24 protein-coding genes are annotated in these 23,797 nt (G+C 50.5%); 14 read left to right on the top strand and 10 right to left on the bottom strand.

From position 1 onward, the window contains the following. Nucleotides 1-12 precede the first annotated feature (12 nt). From ACZ520_RS18220 to ACZ520_RS18210, 3 genes are all read left to right on the top strand, one after another. Nucleotides 13-363, top strand: coding sequence for a twin-arginine translocase TatA/TatE family subunit (locus ACZ520_RS18220; RefSeq protein WP_416479736.1), 351 nt, complete (start codon nucleotides 13-15; stop codon nucleotides 361-363). After that, a complete protein-coding gene (tatC, locus tag ACZ520_RS18215; RefSeq protein ID WP_374031595.1) occupies nucleotides 360-1,121 on the top strand; it encodes a twin-arginine translocase subunit TatC in 762 nt (253 codons plus the stop codon). The genes ACZ520_RS18220 and tatC overlap by 4 nt, the downstream gene beginning before the upstream one ends. Nucleotides 1,122-1,237: 116 nt before the next feature. After that, on the top strand, nucleotides 1,238-2,233 hold the full coding sequence (locus ACZ520_RS18210; RefSeq protein WP_464126918.1) for a hypothetical protein: 996 nt from the start codon (nucleotides 1,238-1,240) through the stop codon (nucleotides 2,231-2,233). A 61-nt stretch (nucleotides 2,234-2,294) separates the two neighbouring features. On the opposite strand, the gene ACZ520_RS18205 is transcribed toward ACZ520_RS18210, so the two are convergent. The 7 genes from ACZ520_RS18205 to deoC form a co-directional block, all read right to left on the bottom strand. Continuing rightward, nucleotides 2,295-2,822, bottom strand: coding sequence for an acyl-CoA carboxylase biotin carboxyl carrier protein subunit (locus ACZ520_RS18205; protein WP_088563803.1), 528 nt, complete (start codon nucleotides 2,820-2,822; stop codon nucleotides 2,295-2,297). Nucleotides 2,823-2,824: 2 nt separating this feature from the next. Further along, nucleotides 2,825-4,327 carry an acetyl-CoA carboxylase biotin carboxylase subunit gene (accC, locus tag ACZ520_RS18200; protein ID WP_088563804.1) on the bottom strand — a complete coding sequence of 501 codons (1,503 nt, stop codon included), beginning with the start codon at nucleotides 4,325-4,327 and terminating at the stop codon, nucleotides 2,825-2,827. Nucleotides 4,328-4,335: 8 nt separating this feature from the next. Continuing rightward, nucleotides 4,336-5,904 (bottom strand): acyl-CoA carboxylase subunit beta, encoded by a 1,569-nt coding sequence (locus ACZ520_RS18195; RefSeq protein ID WP_374031591.1) that lies wholly within the window; start codon nucleotides 5,902-5,904, stop codon nucleotides 4,336-4,338. Between the two features lie 138 nt (nucleotides 5,905-6,042). Continuing rightward, nucleotides 6,043-7,272: a S8 family peptidase gene (locus ACZ520_RS18190; RefSeq protein ID WP_374031590.1), complete on the bottom strand. Its 1,230-nt coding sequence runs from the start codon at nucleotides 7,270-7,272 to the stop codon at nucleotides 6,043-6,045. A 144-nt stretch (nucleotides 7,273-7,416) separates the two neighbouring features. Beyond that, entirely contained in the window at nucleotides 7,417-8,232 is an 816-nt protein-coding gene (locus tag ACZ520_RS18185; RefSeq protein ID WP_416479739.1) for a purine-nucleoside phosphorylase, read from the bottom strand. Between the two features lie 27 nt (nucleotides 8,233-8,259). After that, the gene (locus tag ACZ520_RS18180) at nucleotides 8,260-9,579 is read right to left on the bottom strand and encodes a thymidine phosphorylase (protein ID WP_464126914.1); all 1,320 of its coding nucleotides are present in this window, start codon (nucleotides 9,577-9,579) and stop codon (nucleotides 8,260-8,262) included. Further along, nucleotides 9,579-10,241 (bottom strand): deoxyribose-phosphate aldolase, encoded by a 663-nt coding sequence (gene deoC / locus ACZ520_RS18175; protein WP_464126912.1) that lies wholly within the window; start codon nucleotides 10,239-10,241, stop codon nucleotides 9,579-9,581. Before deoC ends, ACZ520_RS18180 begins: the two co-directional genes overlap by 1 nt. A gap of 59 nt (nucleotides 10,242-10,300) precedes the next feature. Here deoC and ACZ520_RS18170 point away from each other — a divergent pair, with 59 nt between their 5' ends. Next, nucleotides 10,301-10,678 carry a hypothetical protein gene (locus ACZ520_RS18170; protein ID WP_232468932.1) on the top strand — a complete coding sequence of 126 codons (378 nt, stop codon included), beginning with the start codon at nucleotides 10,301-10,303 and terminating at the stop codon, nucleotides 10,676-10,678. Between the two features lies 1 nt (nucleotide 10,679). Here the strand turns inward: ACZ520_RS18170 and ACZ520_RS18165 are convergent, their stop codons facing one another. Continuing rightward, a complete protein-coding gene (locus ACZ520_RS18165) occupies nucleotides 10,680-11,780 on the bottom strand; it encodes a type IV pilus twitching motility protein PilT (RefSeq protein ID WP_464126910.1) in 1,101 nt (366 codons plus the stop codon). 147 nt (nucleotides 11,781-11,927) lie between these two features. Here ACZ520_RS18165 and ACZ520_RS18160 point away from each other — a divergent pair, with 147 nt between their 5' ends. The 7 genes from ACZ520_RS18160 (at nucleotide 11,928) to ACZ520_RS18130 (ending at nucleotide 18,891) form a co-directional block, all read left to right on the top strand. After that, entirely contained in the window at nucleotides 11,928-13,445 is a 1,518-nt protein-coding gene (locus ACZ520_RS18160; RefSeq protein WP_088563812.1) for an Rne/Rng family ribonuclease, read from the top strand. Nucleotides 13,446-13,608: 163 nt separating this feature from the next. Further along, nucleotides 13,609-15,210, top strand: coding sequence for a hypothetical protein (locus tag ACZ520_RS18155; RefSeq protein WP_464126908.1), 1,602 nt, complete (start codon nucleotides 13,609-13,611; stop codon nucleotides 15,208-15,210). Between the two features lie 207 nt (nucleotides 15,211-15,417). Beyond that, on the top strand, nucleotides 15,418-15,981 hold the full coding sequence (rplU, locus tag ACZ520_RS18150; RefSeq protein WP_374034407.1) for a 50S ribosomal protein L21: 564 nt from the start codon (nucleotides 15,418-15,420) through the stop codon (nucleotides 15,979-15,981). Between the two features lie 29 nt (nucleotides 15,982-16,010). Continuing rightward, complete coding sequence (gene rpmA / locus ACZ520_RS18145; protein ID WP_011166148.1) at nucleotides 16,011-16,271, top strand: 50S ribosomal protein L27; 261 nt, start codon at nucleotides 16,011-16,013, stop codon at nucleotides 16,269-16,271. A gap of 87 nt (nucleotides 16,272-16,358) precedes the next feature. Beyond that, nucleotides 16,359-17,390, top strand: a complete 1,032-nt coding sequence (gene obgE / locus ACZ520_RS18140; RefSeq protein WP_374031585.1) for a GTPase ObgE — start codon at nucleotides 16,359-16,361, stop codon at nucleotides 17,388-17,390. After that, a complete protein-coding gene (gene nadD, locus ACZ520_RS18135; protein WP_416479743.1) occupies nucleotides 17,390-18,418 on the top strand; it encodes a nicotinate (nicotinamide) nucleotide adenylyltransferase in 1,029 nt (342 codons plus the stop codon). The genes obgE and nadD overlap by 1 nt, the downstream gene beginning before the upstream one ends. 2 nt (nucleotides 18,419-18,420) lie before the next feature. Next, entirely contained in the window at nucleotides 18,421-18,891 is a 471-nt protein-coding gene (locus ACZ520_RS18130) for a 23S rRNA (pseudouridine(1915)-N(3))-methyltransferase RlmH (RefSeq protein WP_374031582.1), read from the top strand. Here ACZ520_RS18130 and ACZ520_RS18125 read toward each other — a convergent pair. Then, nucleotides 18,888-19,646 carry a protein-glutamine glutaminase family protein gene (locus ACZ520_RS18125; protein WP_416479744.1) on the bottom strand — a complete coding sequence of 253 codons (759 nt, stop codon included), beginning with the start codon at nucleotides 19,644-19,646 and terminating at the stop codon, nucleotides 18,888-18,890. The two genes, ACZ520_RS18130 and ACZ520_RS18125, sit on opposite strands and share 4 nt — an antisense overlap. Nucleotides 19,647-19,716: 70 nt before the next feature. Here ACZ520_RS18125 and ACZ520_RS18120 point away from each other — a divergent pair, with 70 nt between their 5' ends. The 3 genes from ACZ520_RS18120 to rimO are packed head-to-tail and all read left to right on the top strand — an operon-like array spanning nucleotide 19,717 to nucleotide 22,404. After that, nucleotides 19,717-20,391, top strand: coding sequence for a ComF family protein (locus tag ACZ520_RS18120; protein ID WP_464126903.1), 675 nt, complete (start codon nucleotides 19,717-19,719; stop codon nucleotides 20,389-20,391). Next, on the top strand, nucleotides 20,384-21,034 hold the full coding sequence (locus tag ACZ520_RS18115; protein ID WP_088563819.1) for a LolA family protein: 651 nt from the start codon (nucleotides 20,384-20,386) through the stop codon (nucleotides 21,032-21,034). The genes ACZ520_RS18120 and ACZ520_RS18115 overlap by 8 nt, the downstream gene beginning before the upstream one ends. Continuing rightward, nucleotides 21,031-22,404, top strand: a complete 1,374-nt coding sequence (rimO, locus tag ACZ520_RS18110; protein ID WP_011166141.1) for a 30S ribosomal protein S12 methylthiotransferase RimO — start codon at nucleotides 21,031-21,033, stop codon at nucleotides 22,402-22,404. The genes ACZ520_RS18115 and rimO overlap by 4 nt, the downstream gene beginning before the upstream one ends. Here the strand turns inward: rimO and ACZ520_RS18105 are convergent. Then, nucleotides 22,401-23,693: a tetratricopeptide repeat protein gene (locus tag ACZ520_RS18105; RefSeq protein WP_464128439.1), complete on the bottom strand. Its 1,293-nt coding sequence runs from the start codon at nucleotides 23,691-23,693 to the stop codon at nucleotides 22,401-22,403. The genes rimO and ACZ520_RS18105 overlap by 4 nt on opposite strands. Between the last annotated feature and the right edge of the window lie 104 nt (nucleotides 23,694-23,797).

Genomic DNA, 23,797 nt, shown 5'->3' with positions numbered 1-23,797 from the left:
TATTCTGGCGCCATGTTTGGCTTAGGTATGTCTGAAATTATCTTCCTTGCGGTTCTTGCCCTGATTGTGATCGGGCCCAAAGAACTTCCGGAACTGGCAAGGACTCTGGGGCGCTTTCTCAACGAGTTGAAAAGAAGCACCGATTCCATGGGTGATGAACTCAAGCAACAGATGCGCCTGGATAAGTTAGACAAGTTGAACATGGACACCATCCGCAATCCTCAACCACAACAGGCCCAGCAGAACGAAGCTGAACAAGCTCCGCTGACGGCTTCTGCTGATGCAGCTCCAATCGTGGAAGAGCAGTTGGAGTTCCCGCAAGCCACCACTGATGACAAATCAGAAGAACAGAAGCCTTCATGAGACGCGAAGAACTCGATTCCAAAGCCCAATCTTTGTATGAGCACCTTTCGGACTTGAGAAAATGTCTGATCAACTGTGTCTGGATTCTGCTGATCGCAACGGGCATCTGCTACGGCTTCAGTGAAAAGATTTTCGATTTTGTGCGTGAGCCGATTCGTCCCTATCTTCCTGGCGGCGGTCTGATCTATACGGGTCCTCTGGATAAGTTCATTGCTCACTTAAAACTTTCATTCGTGTGCGGTATCTTGCTGTCTTGCCCGTTCTGGCTTTATCAGGTGTGGAAGTTTATTGCTCCGGGTCTGTATGCCAAAGAACGCAAATACACGATGGGCTTTATCATTTCCGGCACGGGCTTGTTTGTGCTGGGGGCGGCGTTTTCTTATTGGATCGCTTTGCCGATGGCCTTTCAATTCCTGATGACTTTTGGTGGGGAGATCGACAAGCCGATGATTTCCATCGACCAGTACATGGGTTTCTTCACTCAGATGTGTCTGATGTTCGGGGTGGCTTTTGAGTTGCCTTTGGTGATCGTGGTTCTGGGGATGATGGGGATTGTGTCCCAGTCCTTCCTGCGCAAGAATCGCCGCTATGCCATCATGACCATTGCGGTGATTGCCGCTATCATCACTCCGCCGGACCTTTTGAGCATGGTGATGATGCTGGCGCCGATGTGGGTTCTTTACGAAGCGGCGGTCCTGATCGTCGGTGTCTTTGAAAAGAAGCGTGAAGACGCTTACGCCGTGAACGAGCGCGAGTAGCCACAGTTCCTGCCCCGACAACAGTCGGGGTGTTCGGCATTTAATGTGAAATGTGAGAATCTTAAGAGTACACTCAAAAAAGTGTACAAATGCATTCTTACGTTCATGGAGGAACTGTGAGGTCTTTGATCTTCTTGCCCCTGATGGGTCTTTCTTTGTCTGCGGCCGCCAATATGGCGGACTATGAAAAAGCATCAAAACAATTTGCGTGTATCAATCAAGTCAACATGGCGACGATGGATATGGGCTTCGGCACAGAGCCGGACGGTGCTGCCTTCGCTATCGGTGCTGATGGTAAAACCAATGTTTTGGACTCCGGAAAAGTTGTTTCCCGCGAAACCAAAGACGGCGTTGAAACGATCGTTTACAAAGCGAAAGTGATGACCGGATTCAAAGACGGCAAACCGGTTTTTGAAACGGACCGCAAAACAGTGGCGATTCGCCGTGATGATCAGGGGCGCGTGGTGGCGGTGAACAAGGACATGAATCTGAAAACTCAGATTCAAAACCGTGATGCTTATCTGAAAACAGAATGGGGCAAACACGCCAAAGGCCACTATCCGTTGATCAAAGGAACTGAGTCCACGTTCACGTACGACGGGGATTCCTGTGATGTTGCGCAAAGTGTTTACATGCAGATGCAGGATGAAAATTCCAAAGTGGAAAGTAAAGTCACTTATGACAAAGTCTTCTGCGATCGCATGAAGCCCATGATCTCCAAAATGGGTTCTCAGAATGCGGCTCAGTGTGGAAACCTGATCGGTATGGCTCAAGGCGCATTCGATCAGCGTAACGCGGAACTTGCGAAAGAGGGCAAATCCATGGCCGCCAGTGCTTTCGGCATGTATGCGGATCCTTACGGTGGTGCACCTTCTTCCAATGCCAAAACCAAACAAGCAGCTCAAAGCAGCGCCTTTAATATCGGCGGTGCGATTGCCATGTGTGCTTCTATGGCTGATGGGGGCATGGGCATGATGGGTGGCTACTACGGCATGGGTATGGGTGGCATCATGGGCGCCTATTCCGGCGGTATCGTCGGTACTGGAGGTATTGGGGGGAGCGTTCCAGCGAAAGCCAAAACGAACCAGAAAGACGCTAAAGGCACCAAGTAAGACAAAATAAAAAAGGGGCTCCAAAGAGCCCCTTTAGTTTTTCCAAGATGTCGTTTGAAGACTATGGTTCTTCGAACTTGATCAGAACCGCTCCGGATTCAACCGAATCGCCCTGTTTCACGCGGATCTCTTTGATCTTCACATCGCGAGTCGCACGCATTTCGTTTTCCATCTTCATCGCCTCCATGATCAGCAAAGGCTTGTTGGCCTTCACGATTTCACCTTCTTTGGCGAAGATTTCGATGATTTTGCCAGGCATACCGGATTTCAGTTCCTGATCGCCACCGAAACCGCCACCTTTCTTCAGGGATTCATGCAAAAGCATTTCATCATTGAAGACCTTGATGGTGCGGAATGAGTTACGCGTAAAGACCGTGTACTCGGTGTCCTGTCCGATCACGTCGATCAGATAGGACTTACCGCCAAACAGGAAGCTGATGTATTGTTCAGCCTCTTTGTAGTCGTTTTTGGAGATGTCATAGTGGATCCAGTCTTTGCCCTCTTCCTGCAAGGAAACCTTCCAGGTTGTGCGGTGCTCGGTCACATCCACTTTAAATTTTTTACCTTTAAGTTCTGCCTCAAAGTACATGGTTACGTCCTCAATTGAAGTTTGCGGCTGATGCGCTTCCAGTTGGAAGTCAGGTTCAGCTGGCGAACGTCTTTGGATTTACGATCGTTGTAAGCAGTGATTGCCGCCGCGATCAGGAATACAGGGTCTTCAACTTCTTTGAAAAGATTTGGTTCGATCACTTCGAAGTTCTTTTCAATGAACTGAGTTGTGTAAGAGCCATCACGGAATTTTGCGTGATCCAGGATGGTTTTATGAAGAACGATATTGGTTTTAATACCGGTCAACACGAACTCACTTAAAGCACGTTGCATTCTGTCGATGGCCTCTTCGCGCGTCTCACCCCAAGTGATCACTTTCGCGATCATTGGATCGTAGAAGATAGGCACTTCATAGCCAGGGTAGGCGTAGGAATCCACACGCATAAACGGACCTTGCGGGTGACGGCAGGCACGAATCACACCAGGGTGTGGTTTGTACGTGATCGGGTCTTCCGCGCAAATACGGGCTTCAATCGCGTGGCCTTTTTGTTTGATGTCTTCTTGTTTGAAGCTCAAAGGTTTGCCCGCAGCCACATAGATCTGCTCTTTCACCAGGTCATAACCCGTCACGATTTCGGTGATCGGATGTTCCACCTGAAGACGAGTGTTCATCTCCATGAAGTAGAATTCTTTGGTGGCGTTATCGAAGATGAACTCAATCGTTCCCGCGCCCACATAGTTGATCTGTTTTGCTGCGCGAACAGCGGCTTCACCCATGCGCAGGCGCACTTCGTGAGGCACAGAAGGGGACGGACATTCCTCGATGATCTTCTGGTGACGGCGCTGAACAGAGCACTCACGTTCAAACAGGTGAACGTGGTTGTTGTGGGTGTCGCCGAACACCTGGATCTCGATGTGTTTCGGGTCGTTGATGAATTTTTCGATATATACTGTCGGATCCGCGAAATAGTTCTGACCTTCAGAGCGGCACGCACGGAAAGCGCTTTCCAGCTCGTCCATCTGACGAACCACACGCATCCCCTTACCACCACCGCCGGCGGAAGCCTTGATGATGATTGGAAGGCCGATTTTTTCTGCGATCTTCTGGGCTTCCTCAACGGATTCAACGCCGCCATCAGAGCCTGGAACCGTCGGGACACCGGCTTTTTTCATCAAAGCCTTGGCGGAAAGTTTATCCCCCATGGCTTCAATGTTCGCAACTGTCGGTCCGATGAAGGTGATGCCTGCATCTTTCAAAGCTTGCGCAAAAGTGGTGTTTTCAGACAGGAAGCCGTAACCCGGGTGAACGGCGTCCACGCCGGCTTTTTTGCAGACCTCGATGATCTTGCTATAGTTCAGGTAGCTTTCACGCGAAGGGGACGGGCCAATGTGATAAGCCTCGTCCGCCAAGAATACGTGCAAACTGTCGCGGTCCGCATCGGAAAACACCGCCACAGATCCGATACCCAGCTCGCGGCAGGCACGAGTGATACGGATGGCGATTTCCCCGCGGTTGGCGATCAGGATTTTTTTAAACAATGCCATGTTCGCTCCTACAGAGGGATGTTTCCGTGCTTTTTAGCCGGAGTAACGTCACGTTTATGTTTCAGCATTTCCAAAGAGTCGATGATGCGTTTACGAGTCATCGCTGGCTCAATAACCTCATCTGTGTAGCCCAGTTCAGCGGACACGTATGGATTGCTGAATTTGGCTTCGTATTCTGCCGTCAGGCGCGCGCGCTCGGCCACAGGGTCTTTGGCTTTGTTGATCTCTTCACGGAAGATGATGCTGACCGCACCATCAGCGCCCATAACCGCGATTTCTGCGGACGGGTAAGCCAGGTTCACGTCAGAGCGAAGAAGTTTCGAGCCCATAACGATGTAAGCACCGCCGTAAGCTTTGCGAGTGATAACGGTGATTTTAGGCACCGTCGCCTCGGCATAAGCGTAAAGAAGTTTCGCCCCGTGAGTGATGATGCCGTTCCATTCCTGGTCTTTACCCGGCAGGAAGCCTGGTACGTCCACAAAGGAAACAACCGGGATGTTGAAGGCGTCACAGAAACGGATGAAACGAGCGCCTTTGCGGGACGCTTCAATGTTCAAACAACCTGCAAGGATGTTTGGCTGATTCGCCACGATACCCACAGGACGGCCGTTGAAGCGGGCAAAGCCCACGATCAGATTCTGAGCGAAGTGTTTGTGCACTTCCAGGAAGTAACCTTCATCCACGCACTCAGTGATAACCGAGATCATGTCGTAAGGTTTCTTTGGATTTTCAGGGATCAGAGTGTTCAGACCTTCAGTCAAACGGTCCGGACGGTCGTTGGTTGGAAGAACCGGCGCATCGTCAAGATTGTTGGACGGAAGGAAGTTCATCATCTCGCGGATCAGAAGCAAGCAGTGCTTGTCATCTTCAGCAGCGAAGTGAGCCACGCCGGATTTTGCCGAGTGAGTTGTTGCGCCACCCAGTTCTTCTTTGGTCACATCTTCGTGGGTCACGGTCTTGATAACATCAGGACCGGTTACGAACATGTAAGAGGTGTTTTTTACCATGAAGACGAAGTCTGTGATGGACGGGGAGTAAACCGCACCACCCGCGCACGGGCCCATGATAGCAGTGATCTGCGGGATCAAGCCGGAAGCCATGGTGTTTCTGGTGAAGATGTCCGCGTAACCGCCCAGGGATTCGATACCTTCCTGAATGCGCGCGCCACCGGAGTCATTGATAGAGATAAAAGGAGCCCCGTTTTTCATCGCCAGATCCATCACTTTGCAGATCTTGTTGGCTTGAGTGCGGGACATGGATCCACCGATCACGGTGAAATCCTGAGAAGACAAATAAACCAGTTTGCCGTTGATACGGCCGTAACCCGTGATGACCCCATCACCCGGAACCACGTTTTTATCCATGCCGAAGTTTGTGCAACGGTGAGAAACAAAACGATCCATTTCAACAAAGCTGCCTGGATCCAGCAAAACATCCACGCGCTCGCGTGCTGTCAGACGACCACCTTGTTTGTGTTTCGCCAAACGAGCTGCGCCACCACCGGCCATTGCGGCTTCGTTTCTTTTCTCAAGATCTGCCAATCGTGCTTGAATGCCAGATGAAACTTCTGTGCTCATAAAATTCCTTTTCTTGTGAGGAACCATCCTCAAAAAACAAGGAATCAATCTAGCACTTCAGTTCAAAGAATCATCTTAAAACTAGAGACGCAGAGCATACTTTTTATGCCCTGCGCGAATTGAGCTATGTGTTTGAAATTATGGAACTAACTGCTGAATGTACTGAAGCGCCTTTTCGACATTGATGCGCCCTCGAGTATTTACTTTAAACTCGTGTCCGGAAGTGACGTCCACGGACTTCAAAATTGCCTCTTTAATTTGCACCGCGGAAGCCTTCGGTTTGGCACTCCAAAGCAGGGCTGCCGCACCACTGACAAACGGTGCCGCCATGCTGGTTCCTTCCATGTAAGCGGTGGATCCGCCCGGCACGGTGGAAAGAATTCTTTCACCCGGCGCCGCCACGTGCACCAGAGAAAAACCACTGTTGGACCAAGAGGTCATGAAGTCAGAAACCGAAGCCGCCGCCACTGTGATCTGATTGGCCATATTGAAGGACGCCGGGAATTCCGGATACACATCCACATCGCGACCATCATTACCCGCGGCTACGACAACTAGGATGCCTTTTTTCTCAAGCTCTACAAAAGCGTTTCGCAAAGAGGCCACACACGGAGCTCCACCCCAGCTGGCATTGATGATCTTCGCCCCACGACTGGCAGAGTATTGCATGGCAAGAACCGCATCCCCCAAAGAGCCACCGCCATCATTGGCGATGAATTGCGCCGGAATGATCTGTGCCTGAGGAGCCACACCTTCAATCGAGCCGTAGCGTGAATCAGCGGCAATGATACCCGCCACGTGAGAACCGTGCGAGCTCGGCGTCTGATTGTTGCCCGGCTGGGAAACAAAGGCCGCGCCATAGTAATCATCCACGATCCCGTTTTTATCGTCATCAATGCCGTTATTCGGTATTTCATCCGTGTTCACAGCAATGCGTGGAAGCAGTTGGGGATGAGACACATCTACGTAAGCATCCACCACAGCGACTTTCACGCCCTGACCGTACACGCCCTGGCTCCACACTGTCGGGGCGCCGATGCGCTGCTGGCCCCAACTGTCGGTGAAGGCTGTTGCCGACACTTCGCTGGATCTTTGCAGTTGGATCACGCGATCGTAATCAACGTGCTTGATATTTTCCAATTGAGGTTTGATGAAATTTTCTTTGAATTCTTCGGCGTTGGCTGCGGTTTCAGTTGTGAAACTGCCGTCTTCCCATTGCACGATGAATTTGTTTTCAAGAGCCTGACCACGACAGGCGCTGGAATCAAGCGCGCCATTTTCTGGAAAGACTGTTTCAGCGGATTTCTGGCTACAAGCTGCAAATACAAAGACGCAAGCGACCGCCGAGAGAATTTTTTGAACATCCATGTTCACTCCCTGTGCGAGCCCAACGGGTCCCATCAATGGGACGCACTACAAAGGCCCGACCGGTTAGCTCTTCGGCTATTATATGTCTTATTTTGAGGCTAAATTTCAGAAACTGGACTGGACCCTTTTCTCAGGTCCAACCCATTAGATATGAGCGATGAATTCGCGCAAAAACGAGGAGAATTGCAGCTCTACCTGTTTGGCTGTCTCTGTCACTTCGTCGTGGGAAAGCTTCTGAGAAGAAATCCCTGCCGCCAAATTGGTGATGCAGGAAAGAGCCGCGACACGCAGACCCAGGTGGTTGGCCGCGATGGTTTCTGGAACCGTGCTCATGCCGACCGCTTTGCCGCCAATCAGTTTCAGATAACGAACTTCAGACGGAGTTTCATAAGTAGGACCGCTCACGCCACAGTACACGCCTTTGTGATAGCGTGTGCCCTGTTTCATCAGCACGTCTTCCATGATCTGGATCAGGCGCTTGTCGTAAGCTTCGGTCATGTCCGGGAAACGAGGACCCAGTTCCTTGATGTTCGGACCCATCAAAGGATTCGTGCCCATCAAGTTGATGTGATCTTCGATGACCATGAAGTCACCAGCTTGCATGTTTTCACCGAAACCACCGGCCGAGTTGGTCAGAATCAAAGTTTCCACACCCAGCATCGCCAAAGTACGAGTCGGGAACACAACACTTTCCATGCTGTGGCCTTCGTAGTAGTGGTTGCGACCCTGAAGGATCGCGATGGATTGGCCATTGATTTTACCGAAGATCAGATTTCCGGAATGTCCTTCGACAGTCGGAGGGGAGAAGTGAGGAATGTCTTTGTAAGGAATGGTCGTTTCAACTTCCACTTCCTTCACAAAAGCGCCAAGGCCCGAGCCCAATACAACACCGATTTTCGGTTTTGCCGAAGTCTTGGTGCGGATGTAGGTCATGGATTCTTGTAGCTTATTGAGTACCAAAATATTCTCCCTTTTCGACCTTGAGTATTAGCTCAAAGTTTTGAGTATCAAACTAGGCTTTGTCGTCTTTTGCAAGGAAATTGTCATTGCTGAACGAAGCATTGGCAGAGCCGATTGCAGCAGATCTTTGTCGTCGCCATGCAATGTAAACACAGTGTCGCCGACCTTCACTTCATCACCCACTTTCACATGGAATTCGATGCCCGCAGTTGGGGCAATGATGTCCGTGGTTTGTGCGCGACCCGCCTTGATCAAGATGCCCGCAACGCCAATGCTTTCGGTGTGGAAGCCACCCACCCAGCCGGCTTTGTCAGATTTGACTTCGATGGAATGTTTCGGTTTTGGCAGGGCCTTCAAATTGCCACCGTGGATGGAGCAAAGTTCTTCAAACTTCGCCATCGCTTTACCGGACACCAGAATGTCTTCAGCAATCTTGTAGGATTCTTCTTCGTTCTTGCCAACACCCGCCAAAAGCAGCATGTGCGCAGAAAGTCGCAGACTCAGTTCACGAGTGTCTTCGTAAAGATCATAACCGGCAGGGCCGATGAATTTTTCATTTTTCATGATGGCCACGCATTCCTCGACTTCCACCGAGTTCCCGGCATAGCGGCCCAGGGGCTGATCCATATTGGTCAGCAATGCGGTGACTTTTTTGCCGTAACCTTTGGCAATCGCCATCAGGTTCACCGCCAGCTCTTCCGCCAGCACCGGGGTTTTCATGAAGGCACCGGATCCGAACTTCACGTCCAGCACCAGGCCATCAATGCCTTCCGCCATTTTCTTGGACATGATCGAAGCACAAATCAACGGCAGGCTTTCTACCGTCGCAGTCACATCACGAAGCGCATAGATTTTTTTATCAGCCGGGCAGATCTCTTTGGTCTGACCGATGAAGCAGATTTTGTGTTTGTGAACCAGTTCGATAAATTCAGGCAGGGACTTTTGCGTATTGAACCCCGGAATGGATTCCAGTTTGTCCAAAGTTCCGCCAGTGTGACCCAGGCCACGGCCGGAAATCATCGGCACCGGAATGCCCGCGGCCGCCACGATCGGACCCAGAATCAGACTGGTTTTGTCACCCACGCCACCGGTGGAGTGTTTGTCCACTTTGAATTCTTTTACGGAAGAAAAATCCACAACTTCACCGGAGTGAAGCATGGCTTTCGTCAACGAAAGAGTTTCTTCGGTGTTCATGCCTTGGAAGAAGATCGCCATCAGCAAGGCTGACATCTGATAATCAGGAATCTGCCCGCGCGCATAGCCCAGGATGAATTCGTTGATTTCTTCATAAGAAAGCACGCCGCCGTTGCGTTTGATTTTAATAATTTCAGCAGGAAGAAAAGCCATTAGTAACCACCTTGTACAGAGCCGCCTTGAATAATTGTGATCCCTGAGCTTGTGCCAAGACGGGTGGCTCCAGCGTCGATCATTGCTTTTGCTTGTTGGGCATCTTTGATGCCGCCGGAAGCTTTGACTTCCATGGATGAGCCCACAACGGACTTCATCAGTTTCACATCATCCACCGTGGCGCCGCCGCCCCCGAAGCCGGTGGAGGTCTTAACAAAATGTGCTCCGGCTTCCAGGGCTGCCTTGCACGCCAGGGTTTTGTCTTCCTGATTCAGCAACGAAGTTTCGATGATGACTTTCACGGTGTGACCAGCCGCTGCCTGAACCACGGCCTTGATGTCGTCACGAACATAGTCCAGACGGCGGTCTTTCAGTGCGCCGATCTGAATGACCATGTCGATTTCCTGCGCTCCGTTGGCGATGGCCGTTTTGGTTTCAAAGGCTTTGCTGGCCGTGTCCATGGCACCCAAAGGAAAGCCCACCACGCAGCAGACTTTCACAGAAGAGCCTTTCAAAAGTTCAGCGCAGGTTTTCACATAGGACGTGTTCACGCAGACAGAGAAGAAGTTGTGCTCTTTGGCTTCCGCGCACAGCTTTTCGATCTGGGCGGTTTGGGCTTCAGGCTTTAAAAGAGTATGGTCAATGTAACGACTTAGTTGCACGGGGCACCTCAAGAATGTTTAAATTAAAAAGTTATCTCAGATCATTGCAGGAGGCAATCATGACACCACAGAAGTGGACCTCAGTTTTACTCATATCTTTGCTCATTTTCACTTCATCCACTTCGACGGCCCAGGCCAATCGCAGTGTAAAACGCAATGTCGCCGCCGTCCTGTTTTCCACTCTGGGCGGGGCCATTCTGGGATTAAGCACGCTGTCTTTTTACGGTGAACCGCAGGAACACACCGGCAATATCACGACCGGTGCTCTGGTGGGTTTGTTAGGCGGGGTGGGGTATGTTATTTATGACTCTTCGCGCCCAGCGGCGCCTCAGTATGAGTATTCCCAGAACCTGGGGATGGACTTTAAAAACCGAAGGGCCTCGGAAACTTTCGTCGCCAAGGCCCCTCCCATGATTCAGTATTCGTTTACTTTTTAGTTTAGCCCACTTTGGTGCGTGGGCTGCCGCCAGCCATGGTCGCCCCTGGCTGAACGCTGGTGTCGCCACCACCGGCCTGACCCAGGAAGGTCTTGGCATCGGCTGCGGAAACTTTCCCCTTACGAACCAGATCCTCAATATACTTTTCAAACAGAACCATACCTTGAGTGGCACCGGTCTGCATGGCAGATGGGATTTGGTGGACTTTACCTTCACGAACCAAGTTCGAGATGGCTTTGGTGTTTCTCATGATCTCGTAAGCCGCCACACGACCTTGTCCGTCCGCGCGTGAGAATAGGGTCTGAGCGACAACTCCGCGCAGGGATTCAGCCAGCATCGTTCGGATCTGCTGCTGTTGTCCGGCAGGGAATACGTCAATGATACGATCGATTGTTTTCGCCGCACTGTTGGTGTGCAGGGTTCCGAAAACGATATGACCTGTTTCTGCAGCAGTCAGTGCCAAAGAAATTGTTTCAAGGTCACGAAGCTCACCCACCAGCAAAATATCCGGGTCTTCACGCAAGGCCGCTTTCAGGGCGTTGGCAAAACTTTTGGTGTGGCTTCCCACCTCACGCTGATTGACCAGGGATTTCAAATTCGGGTGAACGAACTCGATCGGGTCTTCCACCGTGATGATGTGGGCTTCACGGGTCATGTTAATTTGGTGAATCATCGCCGCCAGAGTTGTGGACTTACCAGAACCTGTCGGACCGGTGACAAGAATCAGACCACGATCGCAATCGATCATGTCCATCACGGCCGGAGGCAGTCCCAGTTCTTGGGCGGTTTTGATTTTTTCCGGGATGATACGCATAACGGCGCCAAGGCCTTTACGCTGCATAAAGATATTGCAACGGAAACGCCCGATGCCTGACAAAGTGTAGGCGAAATCCAGTTCCCATTTTTCAACGAAAGCTTTTTTCTGCTTTTCAGAAAGAATCTCAAACAGCAGTCCCTGTACGTCCTGATTTGTGAGCTCGCGATAGTTCAATGGAACCATGTTTCCATGCAGGCGCAAATAAGGGGCGGCTCCACTTGTGATATGCAAGTCGGAGGCACCTTGTTCCACCATGAGTTTGAACAATTCATCAATTGTTGCCATCGTCGTCTCCTAAGGTCTCTAATTCAGTGATCTTTTCGGTCAGATATGTTTCAATATTAAATATTAATTGCTATCGGTCTTGTTTCTGGACTATTGAACTAAGACCAGCCCCGTTCAAGAGGGGTTATATTCGCCAAGGAGTCGCCTGTGTCTGCTGAAATTCTGATTAACGTTCGACCACAAGAGACACGTGTAGCCTATGTTGACGGCGGGATCCTGACCGATTTGAAAATTGAACGAAAAACGTCCCCCACCTTGGTCGGGTCCATCCATCGGGGCACGGTGATTCGTGTTCTTCCGGGCATGCAGGCGGCGTTTGTGGATATAGGTCTGGAAAAAGCAGCATTCCTGTATGTCGGCGATATTCGCGAAGACGTCGATGACAACTTCCTTTCCGCGGTGGACCGTGAAGAGCCGATGGATGAAGGGGATGACGACAAGCCGCTGACTCACGCAAATAAAACTCCGATTCAGGATCTGGTGAAAGAAGGCCAGAGCATTCTGGTTCAGGTTTCCAAGGATCCGCTGGGCACCAAGGGCGCACGTTTGACGACGCACCTGTCCCTGCCAGGCCGTTTCGTGGTGTTCCTGCCCACCGTGCGCCACCTGGGTATTTCCCGTCGTATCGAAGACGAAGGCGAACGCGAGCGCCTAAGAAAACTGGTTCAGAAAATCAATCCTTCCGGTGGCGTGATCGTAAGAACCGCCGGGGATGGGGCTTCGGAAGAGATGTTGAAAGCCGACATCGAGTATCTGGATCGTTTGAGCAAAGAGATTTTCAAAAACTACGAAAAGAAAAAAACGCCGGGTCCGCTGCACACCGAACTTGATGTCGAGCTGCGCGCCCTTCGTGATCTGATGAGTGAGGACGTCACGAGCGTCTGGGTCGATGACGTTGAGATTCACAAAAAAGTTGTGAAGTTCGTGTCCCAGTTCATGCCCAAGTACAAACAGAACATCGTGCTTTATGAAGAGAAAAAGCCGTTGTTTGACCTGTACGACATCGACATTGAGATCTCCCGCTCGATGGAGCGCAAGATCTGGCTTAAATCTGGCGGTTACATCGTGATCGATGAAGCCGAAGCCCTGGTGGTTATCGACGTGAACACCGGTAAGTTCGTCGGTAAAAAAGATCTGGAAGACACCATTTTAAAAACCAATCTGGAAGCGGTTCGCGAGACTGCGCACCAACTGCGTGTGCGTAACTGCGGCGGCATTATCATCATCGACTTTATCGATATGGAAAAAGAATCCCACCGCGAAAAAGTTCTGGAGGCCTTGGCCGAAGAACTGGCGCGCGACCGTGCCCGCACCAACATCGTTTCCATGTCCCAGTTGGGCTTGGTGGAAATGACCCGTAAGCGCATCCGCCCAAGTCTGATCAAGACTTTGTGTGAACCGTGCTCTTACTGTGAAGGTAAAGGCTACATCAAACGCAAATCCACGGTGGCCAATGAAATCTTCCGTGAACTTGAGCGTGACGCTGACATGCTGATCAATAAAAAAACCAACGTGGTCATTCATTGTCACAGTGAAGTGGTGGACTGGATCTACGAAGTCGAAGGCGAAAGCCTGGAAGGCATCGAAAAGAAACTGGGCCGCTCTGTCGCGTTCAAAATCGAACCAAATTATCACTTGGAACAATACGAAATCTTCTTCGTCTAGGGCGGCTGGTGAAAGCACGCCTCCGTTTCGGAAAGCTCCCTCCGCCTCGCGGCTGAACCCTTTTGACCAGCCGCGAAGCTTTTGGGCTGAATTGTGGAATCATTTTGGGATTGCTGGACCTTGGGCTGTTGAGCCGGGGGTCTGGTGTTCCGATAGATTCTGTATGAAACATCTTTTGATTTTTCTTTTAGGCATTCTATTTTCTTTCGTTGCACACTCCGAGCCGCTTTTTTGCGGCCCGAAGCCTTACCAGTTGAAAGCTCTGGCGGATGTTTCCCGCAACACTTGTATGGAGACTTTGAAGTCCAAAGAGTGTCAGGATCTTTTTGCGAAGATGCGCGCCAATGGGGAAAAGCCTGAGGAGAAAGCGCTGAAGTGCCATGATCAGAGCTCTCTGTCGCGGGCGGCGGAAAGCACCTGGGGTTACACTTCGGGTTGTGCGGTGGGTGGCTGGAATTTTGTAAAAGACTCTTTTGTCGCTATTGGTACGGCGATTGGTGAAGGGGCGGCGAAGATCGCGCTGGATATGGAAGCGGAAGCGGCTGCCAACAAAGCCTGCGAAGCCGATCCCAAAGGTAAAGAAAACCTGTTCAAACAATATAACAGCACGGTGCCGAAACTTTTGCAGGTGCAGATGCCTGAAGCCTCTGTTTTAAAGCGCGCCAACTGTGCGACCGTAAAACGCATCATCAAAATGCAGGGCATGGACAAGGGCAATGCAACCCTTCGCCTTGTTATGATGAAGGGGGATAAAAACCTTTCTGCCGATGAACGGGAATATGTTCAGTGGAGTCAGAAACAGGTCACGCCCTCAAACATTGATCTGGTGGGGATGGCTAAAGCCAAACTTAAAGAGATGGGTGTGCAGATCGAATGCTACAACGCCCAGCAGGCCGCCGCGATCGTCTGTGAAGCTGTGGCCGAGGTGGCGACTTTGGCCGGCGGACCTGCCGGAGCGGCACTGAAAGCCGCCAAAGCCAAAAACATCATGAAATTGGCCGGGGTGAGTGCGGATGCTGGAAAGGCCTCTGCCGCGACCAGAACCGTGGCTTCTGCGGCGGAACTGGAAAAGGCCGCCAAGTTGTCTAATATAGAGCGTGTGGCCGCGGCGGAAAAATCCCTGGGTCGATCTTTAAGTGAGGCGGAAAAGAAAGCGCTGATCTCGGCCCATGAAGTGGGTAAGGGCACCGGCCGGGGTTATGGGACCTATTCAAAGACGGATCTCAGCGACAAGGCCAATATATTGAAGAACGCCGGGTTCAAAGCTGAAGAGCGCGATCTATTAATGCGTCAGGGATTGGCGGGAAGCCTGTCTGACACCAAGGCCGCGCGGGACTTTGCCAACAAGGCCCGTTTGGAAGCTGACAAGCTGCGTGTGTCCGGAAATATCTCAGAATCTACAAATAGTTACCGCAAGGCGTCTGACTCTTATGAAGTCTTTATGAACGATGTAAAAGCGCCCAAATCTTCGCGCGATTATTGGGTCGGGGCGAAGATGAATGCCTCGGCTGAAAGATATGATAAGGCTGCGGAATATTTCATCAAAACCGAGCAGGCCACCAGCCGTTCGGACGTGAAAGCGCAGAACATCTTTGATGCCCTTAACCGTGAAAAAGATGAGTTGCGCGTTATTGCTGCCCGGAATCCTGCCAGCAAGTCCGCCCAGAAAAATTATCAGGATCACAAAAAGCTGATTGAAGCGGTGGTTAATAGTAAAAATCTGCAGTTGGGTGACGCCTGGAAACGGGAACTTTTGAAGCCGTGAGTTAAGCTAAGGTGCTGAAAATATAGGCTTTTATTTAGCACCTAGACCTTGCCAACTTTTTCCAAAAATATTTGCATTTGAGGGGGGTTAAAGCTAACCTCTCTTTCTCTCGTAAAAAGCTGAAAAAAATAGCATGTATTAGGTTGACAAAGCCTAGTGCAAAGTGGCATTTACCATTGGCTTAATTCGGGTAGCTGGAGGTATTACATGTACGCGATTATTCGTACTGGCGGGAAACAATATAAAGTTCAAGCTGGTGACGTAGTTCAGGTTGATAAACTTGAACAAGCACTTGGTGCAGAGTTTGAAATCAACGAAGTTTTGATGGTTGGTGGTGAGTCCACTGCTGTTGGTCAACCTCTTGTTAAAGGTGCGAAAGTAACTGTTGTTGTTACTAAACAAGCTAAGACAAGAAAAGAGATCGTCTTCAAAAAGAAGCGTCGTCAAGGTTACAGAAAGTTCGCAACTCACAAACAAGAGTTCACCGAGCTGTTTGTTAAAGCAATTTCCTTCGATGGAAAAACTGCTAAATCTGATGAAGCAGCAACTGTTGTTGACGTGAAAGCAGTTCGTGCTGAAAAAGCACAAGCTCGCGTAGCAGCTCGTAAAGAGCGCGCAGCGAACAAAGGTACTGCAGAAGTTGTAAAAAAAGCGGCTAAAAAAGTAGCGAAAAAGAAAGTTGCGAAAAAAGCAGTTAAAAAGACTGTGAAAAAAGCGACTAAAACTGGCGCGAAGAAAAAAGCAGCTAAAAAAACTTCTAAGAAAGCTTAATTAATTTTATTTCGTAAGAGAGGTTCGTCATGGCAAGTAAGAAGGCCGGTGGTAGTACAAAGAACGGTCGTGATTCACAGAGTAAACGACTGGGTGTAAAAAGATTCGGTGGCGAGAAAGTTCTTCCAGGAACTATCATCGTTCGTCAACGTGGTACTAAATTCCACTTGGGTAACAACGTAAAAATGGGTCGCGACTACACTATCTATTCTGTAGTTGAAGGTCTTGTTAAATTTGAACGTTTCTCCAAAGAGCGTTTCAAAGTTAGCGTTTATCCTAAAGCTGTTTAATCAGTCTTAAGATAAACCGATACATTTTTTCACAAATGGAAAAGGAGCCATCCCATGGCTCCTTTTTTGTTGTATAGACAGTCAGTTATGAAATTCATTGATGAAGTCAGTATCTCTTTAGCTTCGGGACGTGGCGGCCCGGGTTGTGTCAGTTTTCGCCGCGAGTCCATGCAAGCCCGTGGCGGCCCAGACGGGGGCAACGGCGGCAAGGGCGGGGATGTTATTATCCGTACATCTCGTCATATCAATTCTCTGGTAGATATTAGACAAAATAAAAGATACGCCGCTCAATCTGGAAGAATGGGTGAGGGTCGTCAGAAATCCGGTATGGATGGCGAAGACCTTATCCTTGTTGTTCCTCAAGGCACTGTATTCCGTAATATGGATGGTGAAATCATCATCGATATGACCGGAATTTCCGAGCACACCCTGCTTAAAGGCGGTCGTGGTGGAAAAGGAAATGAGTTTTTCAAAAACAGTGTGAATCAGGCTCCAGAACATGCGCAACCTGGTGAAGAAGGTCAGGAAATTGAAGTTCGTCTGGAACTGAAACTGATTGCGGATGTGGGTATCGTTGGATTCCCGAACGCCGGCAAGTCCACACTGATTTCCCGTATTTCTGCAGCAAGACCGAAAATTGCGGATTATCCGTTCACAACCCTGACTCCGAATCTGGGAGTGGTGAAGGCCGGGGACTATTCCTCGTTCGTGGTGGCGGATATTCCGGGACTGGTGAAGGGCGCACACGCGGGTGTGGGTCTGGGTATCCAGTTCTTGAAACATATTGAACGTACACGCCTGTTCATCCATCTGGTTGATGCATCCGGAATGTCAGGCCGTGATCCTTTAGAGGATTTTACGGATATTAACAACGAACTTAAAATGTACGATGAAAACAACCAGGACAAAGAGGGTTTCTTCCCTCTATCCACGCGTCCTCAATTGGTTGTGCTGAACAAGATCGACACTTTAAGTGAATCTCAGCTGACGAAGCTGAAAAAACAGTTCCGGGAAGCCAGCGGCAGCGAGCCGTTTGCGATTTCCGCAGTGACTGGCAAAAACATCAAAGAATTTGTTCAGGAACTGGCTCGTCAGATTCTGAAAGAGGAAGAAGAATAATGAAAATAGGTATTTTCGGAGGCAGTTTTAACCCTCCACACATGGGTCACATCAACGCCATTCAAACCGTAGCGAAGAAAGCCGGTTTGGGCAAAGTTCACATCATCCCTGCGGCTCAGAATCCTCTGAAAACTCCGGTGGAAGGTCCAACGCCTGAACAGCGTGTGGAACTGACTCGTCTGGCGTTTGCCCAGTACGGTGAAACTTACTTCGTGGACGATCAGGAAATCAAACGTGGTGGCATGAGCTACACAGTTGATACCGTGATGAATCTGCGCAAATCCTATGATGCCAACGACCTTTACCTGGTTGTGGGCGCAGACAAATTTGAAGAGCTGGCTCAATGGAAGGACTATCAAAAGATCCTGACCGAGGCGAATCTGATTGTCACAACCCGCCCGGGTTATGACATGCCGGAATCTCTGGAAGAGATGCCGGGTTTCCTGAAGCCCCTGGTTGCAGAATTTGATTTCAACTTCATCGAACTGAACACGGGCCGCAACATCCAGTTCATCACTTTGCGTGATGTGGAAGTTTCCTCCAGCGAAGTTCGTAAATGGCTTCGTTCCGGCAAGCCGGTTGAAAAATACCTGCCATTGTCTGTTGAATCCTACATCAAGGAACACAAACTTTACCGCAATCTGGGTGACCGTATTGGGGACTACAAAAAGTTCACCGCGTTCTGCGCCGATGTTCTGTTTGCGAAAAAAGGCATCAACGTCCGTGGTTTTGACCTGACTTCCATGTCGGCTCCAAGTGAATACACTTTGATCGCGTCCGGTACCTCCACCCGTCATGCGGCGGCGATGGCGGAAAACATCGTGATGGCGGTGAAAGAGGAATACAACGTGCACCCACAAAGCATCGAGGGTGTGGACGAGGGCCGCTGGGTTCTTGTCGATTACGGTTCTTTGATCATCCACGTCTTCTACGACTTCGTTCGCCAGGAATACAGCCTGGAAAACCTGTGGAGAGAAGGCAAAGACATGGGATTGAAAGATCCTTATGTTGGCAAGGGTGAGCCGTAGTCATGAAGTTCATTTTGTACAACCTCGCAACGGCCAAGGAAGCCTGGGCGGACGAGGTCAGCGAGTTGTACAAGAAGAAGATTTCCTTCTTCATTCCCTTCGACATTCAGTCACTAAAAGCCAAAAAGTCCGCGCGTGAAGATGCGGACTTTAAGCGCAACGAAGAATCCGATTTAATCCTTAAAAATATCAACAGCGACGACTATGTCGTGCTCTTTGACGAGCGCGGGTCCGTGCTGGATTCGATTCAGTTTTCAAAAAAAGTGGAAAACATTCTGGGAAGCTCCAAGAAGCGCGCGATTTTCATTATTGGCGGCGCTTTCGGAGTCAATGAAGAGGTCCGTAAACGTGCGGACCTGAAGGTGGCTTTATCGCCCATGGTGATGAATCATCTGATGGCCCAGGCGATGAGCTTGGAGCAAATCTACCGGGCCTTTACGATCATCAAAAAAATTCCGTATCACAATATCTAGAGCCAAGGTGGCTCGTTACCCAGTTCTTTTTCCGGATCGCGATCCAGATCCAGCAGACGGTTCCATTCAAGGCTTAGGAAGCTCTTTTGCTCGGAGATCGCCTCTTGTTCTGTCAGGGCCCGTGGATTCAGGCAGTCTGAACCCGGATCAAATGTTTTGTGGGAGCAGATGGTGTATTGCACCTGGCTTTTTTCGCCACCGACGGCTTTGTTCCATTCAACCAGTGTCACGGGTTTTTCCGGATTGATGGCTGGATCAAAAACATAAACGTCGTTACCCACGCGGTAAGTAACTGCGACGTGATACCACCAGGAAACGGAACCGCCCGGTGCGTTCTGAGTCGGCGCATACAAGTTTCCGAAGACAAAAATTTTCTTCGGTGTTGTGAAGTGATGTTCAACCAGCTCGGTGGCGGCCATTTCGGCGCGGGCATAACAGCCATCGTCCGGATACATCCAGGTCAGGCGGCGGGCAAAGGGTTCGGCATCGGTGATGAAGCGGGTGTCGCGAACGTATTTGAATTCACGCTCAAGATCCGCGTAAGAACCCACATCCGGAATCTCCTGGATGTTCAGCTCTTTCATGGGTTTTTTCATGCGATCAGGATAGCTGTTGCGACCGAAGAGTTCCCACACCGGAGTGCTGCGCTGGCGGGCAGCCTCAAAAGATTCACCAGAGTGTCGGATGGAAGAAAGACCGGCCACGGCCGTGGCGGAAGCAGACAGAATCATCAACGAAACGAAAAATGCCTTCATAAACCCCTCACTCTTTCGGTTCTAGGCCCGCTGTCAGGGACTGTCAAAGAATTTGCAGTGACGCGAAAGAATGAATTCTGTGTTGAAAACCCTTAAGACCCGACTGTCCGCCTGTCTGCATTGCGGATCGTTTCAGGTGGAACAGGCGGGCCTGTGTGTTCCCTGCCATGAGGTGCTGAATCATTACCCGCATCGCGCGCGCCGACGGCAGGATTGGCTGAGGGCTCTATATTCTTGGAATCCCGGGGAAAGTGATCTGTTGTCAGCACTGGTGCTCAGTTTGAAAGGCCGGCATAACAAGGCAGGGTGGGAGCACTTTGCCCGGAAAATGGTGCAGCAGCAGGTGCCCCGTCTTTCCGGCGGGCGAAGGTTGCACTTTGTTCCTGCTCCGGCGAAGTCCGGTGCTGAAGATCATGCTTCACTTTTTGCCCGGGCGCTGGCAGCGCACATGGGTGGTGTTTTTAACCCGTGTCTTCGTAAAGCCTCGTCAGGAAAACAAAGGCGGTCCGACCGGGGAGAGCGGGCTCTGATCGCCATGGAGCTGGTTGAAAAAAATACAGAGCTGTCTATAAACTCGACAGACATCCTCTGGATCTTTGTCGACGACATCCTAACCACCGGCTCTACAGCGCGCGCCGCCCGGCTGGCGCTCGGGAGTCCCCCTCACTTTGAAGTTTGGGTCTTGGCAGAGAGGGGCCTCTCTTGCGGAGCGTCCACGGATATGCTACAAAACCCGCATGCTTAGATCGACTCTTTCCCTGGTCCTGACATTCCTGTTTTCTTTGAGTGCTATGGCGGCCGTCACCGGCAACGGCGCTCTTCAGAAAGTCGCAAAAAAATACCGCACCACCAAGCTTGTGGAAATGAATGTGGAAAAGACTGTGAAGTCTGAACTGCTTGGCAAAGAAACCAAGTACGACGGCAAGATCTATCTGGCGAACGGAAAGTTCCGCTGGGAAAACACCAAGCCGGAAGAAACTCTGCTGGTGTTCGACGGTAAAACCATCTGGAGCGTGCAGGTGCCGCCAAAAGAATTCGGCGGACCGGTGCAGGTGGCAAAGGGCATCGTCGACAAAAAGACGAAATCCCATATCCTGATTTCCTCTTTGCTGGGCGAGGATCTGAACAAGAACTTCAAGATCCTGAAAGAGGAAAAAGACGGGGAGCTGGTCAACATCGAAGTGCAGCCGCTGAATGACGGCCTGACCGTGAAATCCCTGAAGCTGACTGTGAAGTCCAAGGACAACACTCTGCAGACGATTTCCTACCTGGACGATATCGGAAACCTGACGACCATGAAGTTTTCCGATGTGAAGTTCCTGAAAAAAGAAAATAAGAAACTGTTCAAATATCAACCGCCAAAAGATGCACAGGTAACCGACCTATGAAACAAGAGACTGCTCAAAACAAAAAAGTTCACTTTATCTCTCTGGGTTGCCCGAAGAATCTTGTCGACAGCGAAATCATGGCCGGCACTTTGATGAAAGACGGCTATGAAGTTGTGGGCGAAGCGGATCAGGCCGACACGGTTATCGTGAACACCTGTGGTTTCATCGAAGACTCCAAAAAAGAATCCATTCAGCGCATTCTGGACATGAGTGACCTGAAACAGGAAGGCAAAATCAAAAAGGTTGTTGTCGCGGGTTGCCTGACCCAGCGTTATAAAGACGACCTGGTGGAAGGTTTGCCGGAAGCGGACTTGTTCGTGGGCTCTGGTGAGTTCCAGAACATCGCAAAAATCCTGAAAAACTCTGACGAAGGCGAAAAACAGAAAACCTTCTTCAACCTGCCGACCTATCTGCAGGAAGAGGCGACTCCGCGTGTGAACTCCCAGCCGGGTCACCGCGCATATTTGAAAATCTCTGAAGGCTGCATGAAGCGTTGTGCATTCTGCGCGATCCCTCTGATCCGCGGCAACCTGCAGTCCCGCTCGATCGACGCGATCGTGGCCGAAGCCAAATTGCTGGTTGCCGGTGGCGTGAAAGAGCTGATCATCATCAGTCACGATTTCACTGATTACGGTTTTGATATCCGTCGTAAAGATCCGACTCGTAAGGAAAGCCCGGTGGAACTTTTGAAAGCTCTGGATCAGGTTGAAGGTCTGCAGTGGATCCGTTTGATGTATCTGTATCCAGATGGCATCACGCAGGAGATGGTTCAGGTTATCAAAAACAGCACCAAGATCGTGAAGTACTTCGACATGCCTTTGCAGCACGTGAACGATCAGGTTCTGAAATCCATGAACCGTAAAATGACCCGTGACGAAATCGAAACGGCACTGATGAACATCCGTGAACATCTGCCGGAAGCGGTGATCCGCACGCAGTTCATCGTGGGCTTCCCGGGTGAAACCCAGGAACAGTTCGAAGAGCTTCTGAACTTCGTGGCGGAACAGCAGTTCGACCGCGTGGGTTGCTTCAAGTACTCTCCGGAAGAAAACACTCCGGGCGGTCGCATGGAAAACCAGATCGACGAAGAAACAAAACAATACCGTCACGACGCTTTGATGGAAGTTCAGCAGAATATTTCCCGTGAAAAGCACAGCGACTTTGTGGGTAAAACTTTGCAGGTGATCGTGGAAGGCTTCTCAGAGGAAACAGACCTGTTGTTGCAGGGCCGTTTCTGGGGTCAGGCTCCGGACATCGACGGTGTGGTTCTGATCAATGACGGTCAGGCGCAGGTCGGTGACATGGTGAAAGTTCACATCACCGACAACATGGAATACGATCTCATTGGTGAGATCGTGGTGGAAAACTAGAACGTACAGTTGTCCGACGCCTGTTCAAACTGGTCGGTCCATTTGTTATTTTTCGCGTTTCTTAAAACTGTCGTGGCTCTTCTAAAGGCCACGGCATTTTTTTTATCAAATTTGCAGGCGTTTTTGTAAGCCATCAGTGAAATGTCATACTTGCGCAGCTCAAACGACGTGGTGGCAAGCCCCAGCCACGATCTTGCCGCCTGGCTGTCGGCTTCCGTGCCGGATTTAAACACCTTCATCGCATCGATATAATTCTTCTGCTCTTCCAGCAGGGCGCCATAGTGGTACTGCGCCAGCTCTGACTTGGGGAAGTCGTTGGCGGCCTTTTTAAGCGTTTTTACCGCGATGGCGTCTTCCTCCAGGGCCTTGTAGGAAAGTCCCAGATAAACGTAAGCATCGGCGATTTTAGGGTCTTTCTGGATGGCTTCCTTGCAGGACTGCACCGCCGGTTCGTAAGTGCCGTCACGGGTGTTGATCTCACACAGCTTTCTTAAGTACTGCGGGCGCGGGCCGATGTTTTGAACCATGTCCTGCAAAAGAATGCGCAGTTCGTACAGATTCGGCGTATCGCGCTTTTCATAAAGCGAGATCAGGCCGTCGTAAGCCGGTTCATATTTCGCATTCAACTCGATGGATTTTTTGTAGGATTCCATCGCGTCCTTGGTTTTTCGCTGAAGGGTGTAGGCATTCCCCATCAGGTTGTAAGCCTCAAAGTCCTTTTCATCCTTACCCAGAAGCACGTTCAGGGAGCGGATCATTTCGGTGGGCTCTTTGCGTTTTTCATGGGATCTCGCCAGAATCAGAAGTCCGCGACGGTCGATTTTGTCGACGTGTTTCCACAAAAGCAAAGTGACCTTTTCGTATTCCTCTTTTTTGTAAAGCTCGTCAGCCAGATCGACAATCAGGCGGGCGTTTTTCGGGCTGGCGCGGATTTCCTTTTTCAGGCGCTCGATTTTTTGCTCAGGTGTTTCATCTGTCGGAACAGCTGCGACCGGAGCGGTAACCGCCTCGGGCTTTGGCACGGTGGCAGTTGCTTTTTCCGGAGCGGCCGGAGTGGCTGGTGCCGCAGGTGTGTCGACTTTCGGAGTCTCCACTTTGGGTGCCGTCACCGTAGGTTTAGTTACGGTCGGTTTGCTGATGGTGGGGGCGGTGGGTTTTACGACCGGAGGAGCCGGTGTGGCCGCCGGCTTCAGTTCCTCTTCAAAGAGAGAGAACTCGTCTTTGGTCTGCTCTGCCGCAAGGGCACGGGGCGGATCAATGACCAGAAATGAGACAAAAGCCAAGAACACTGTAAATATGAGTCGATTGAAATTCAGTCCATTGGGCATATGCTGTATTATGACCTAAATGCTCTTACGAGTGAAGAAATCTCAACTTACATCTGGACTACCCA

Source organism: Bdellovibrio sp. BIS2 (genome assembly GCF_055398295.1).
The sequence above is the reverse complement of the archived record's forward strand: the minus strand, read 5'-3'. Positions and strand labels throughout refer to the sequence as shown.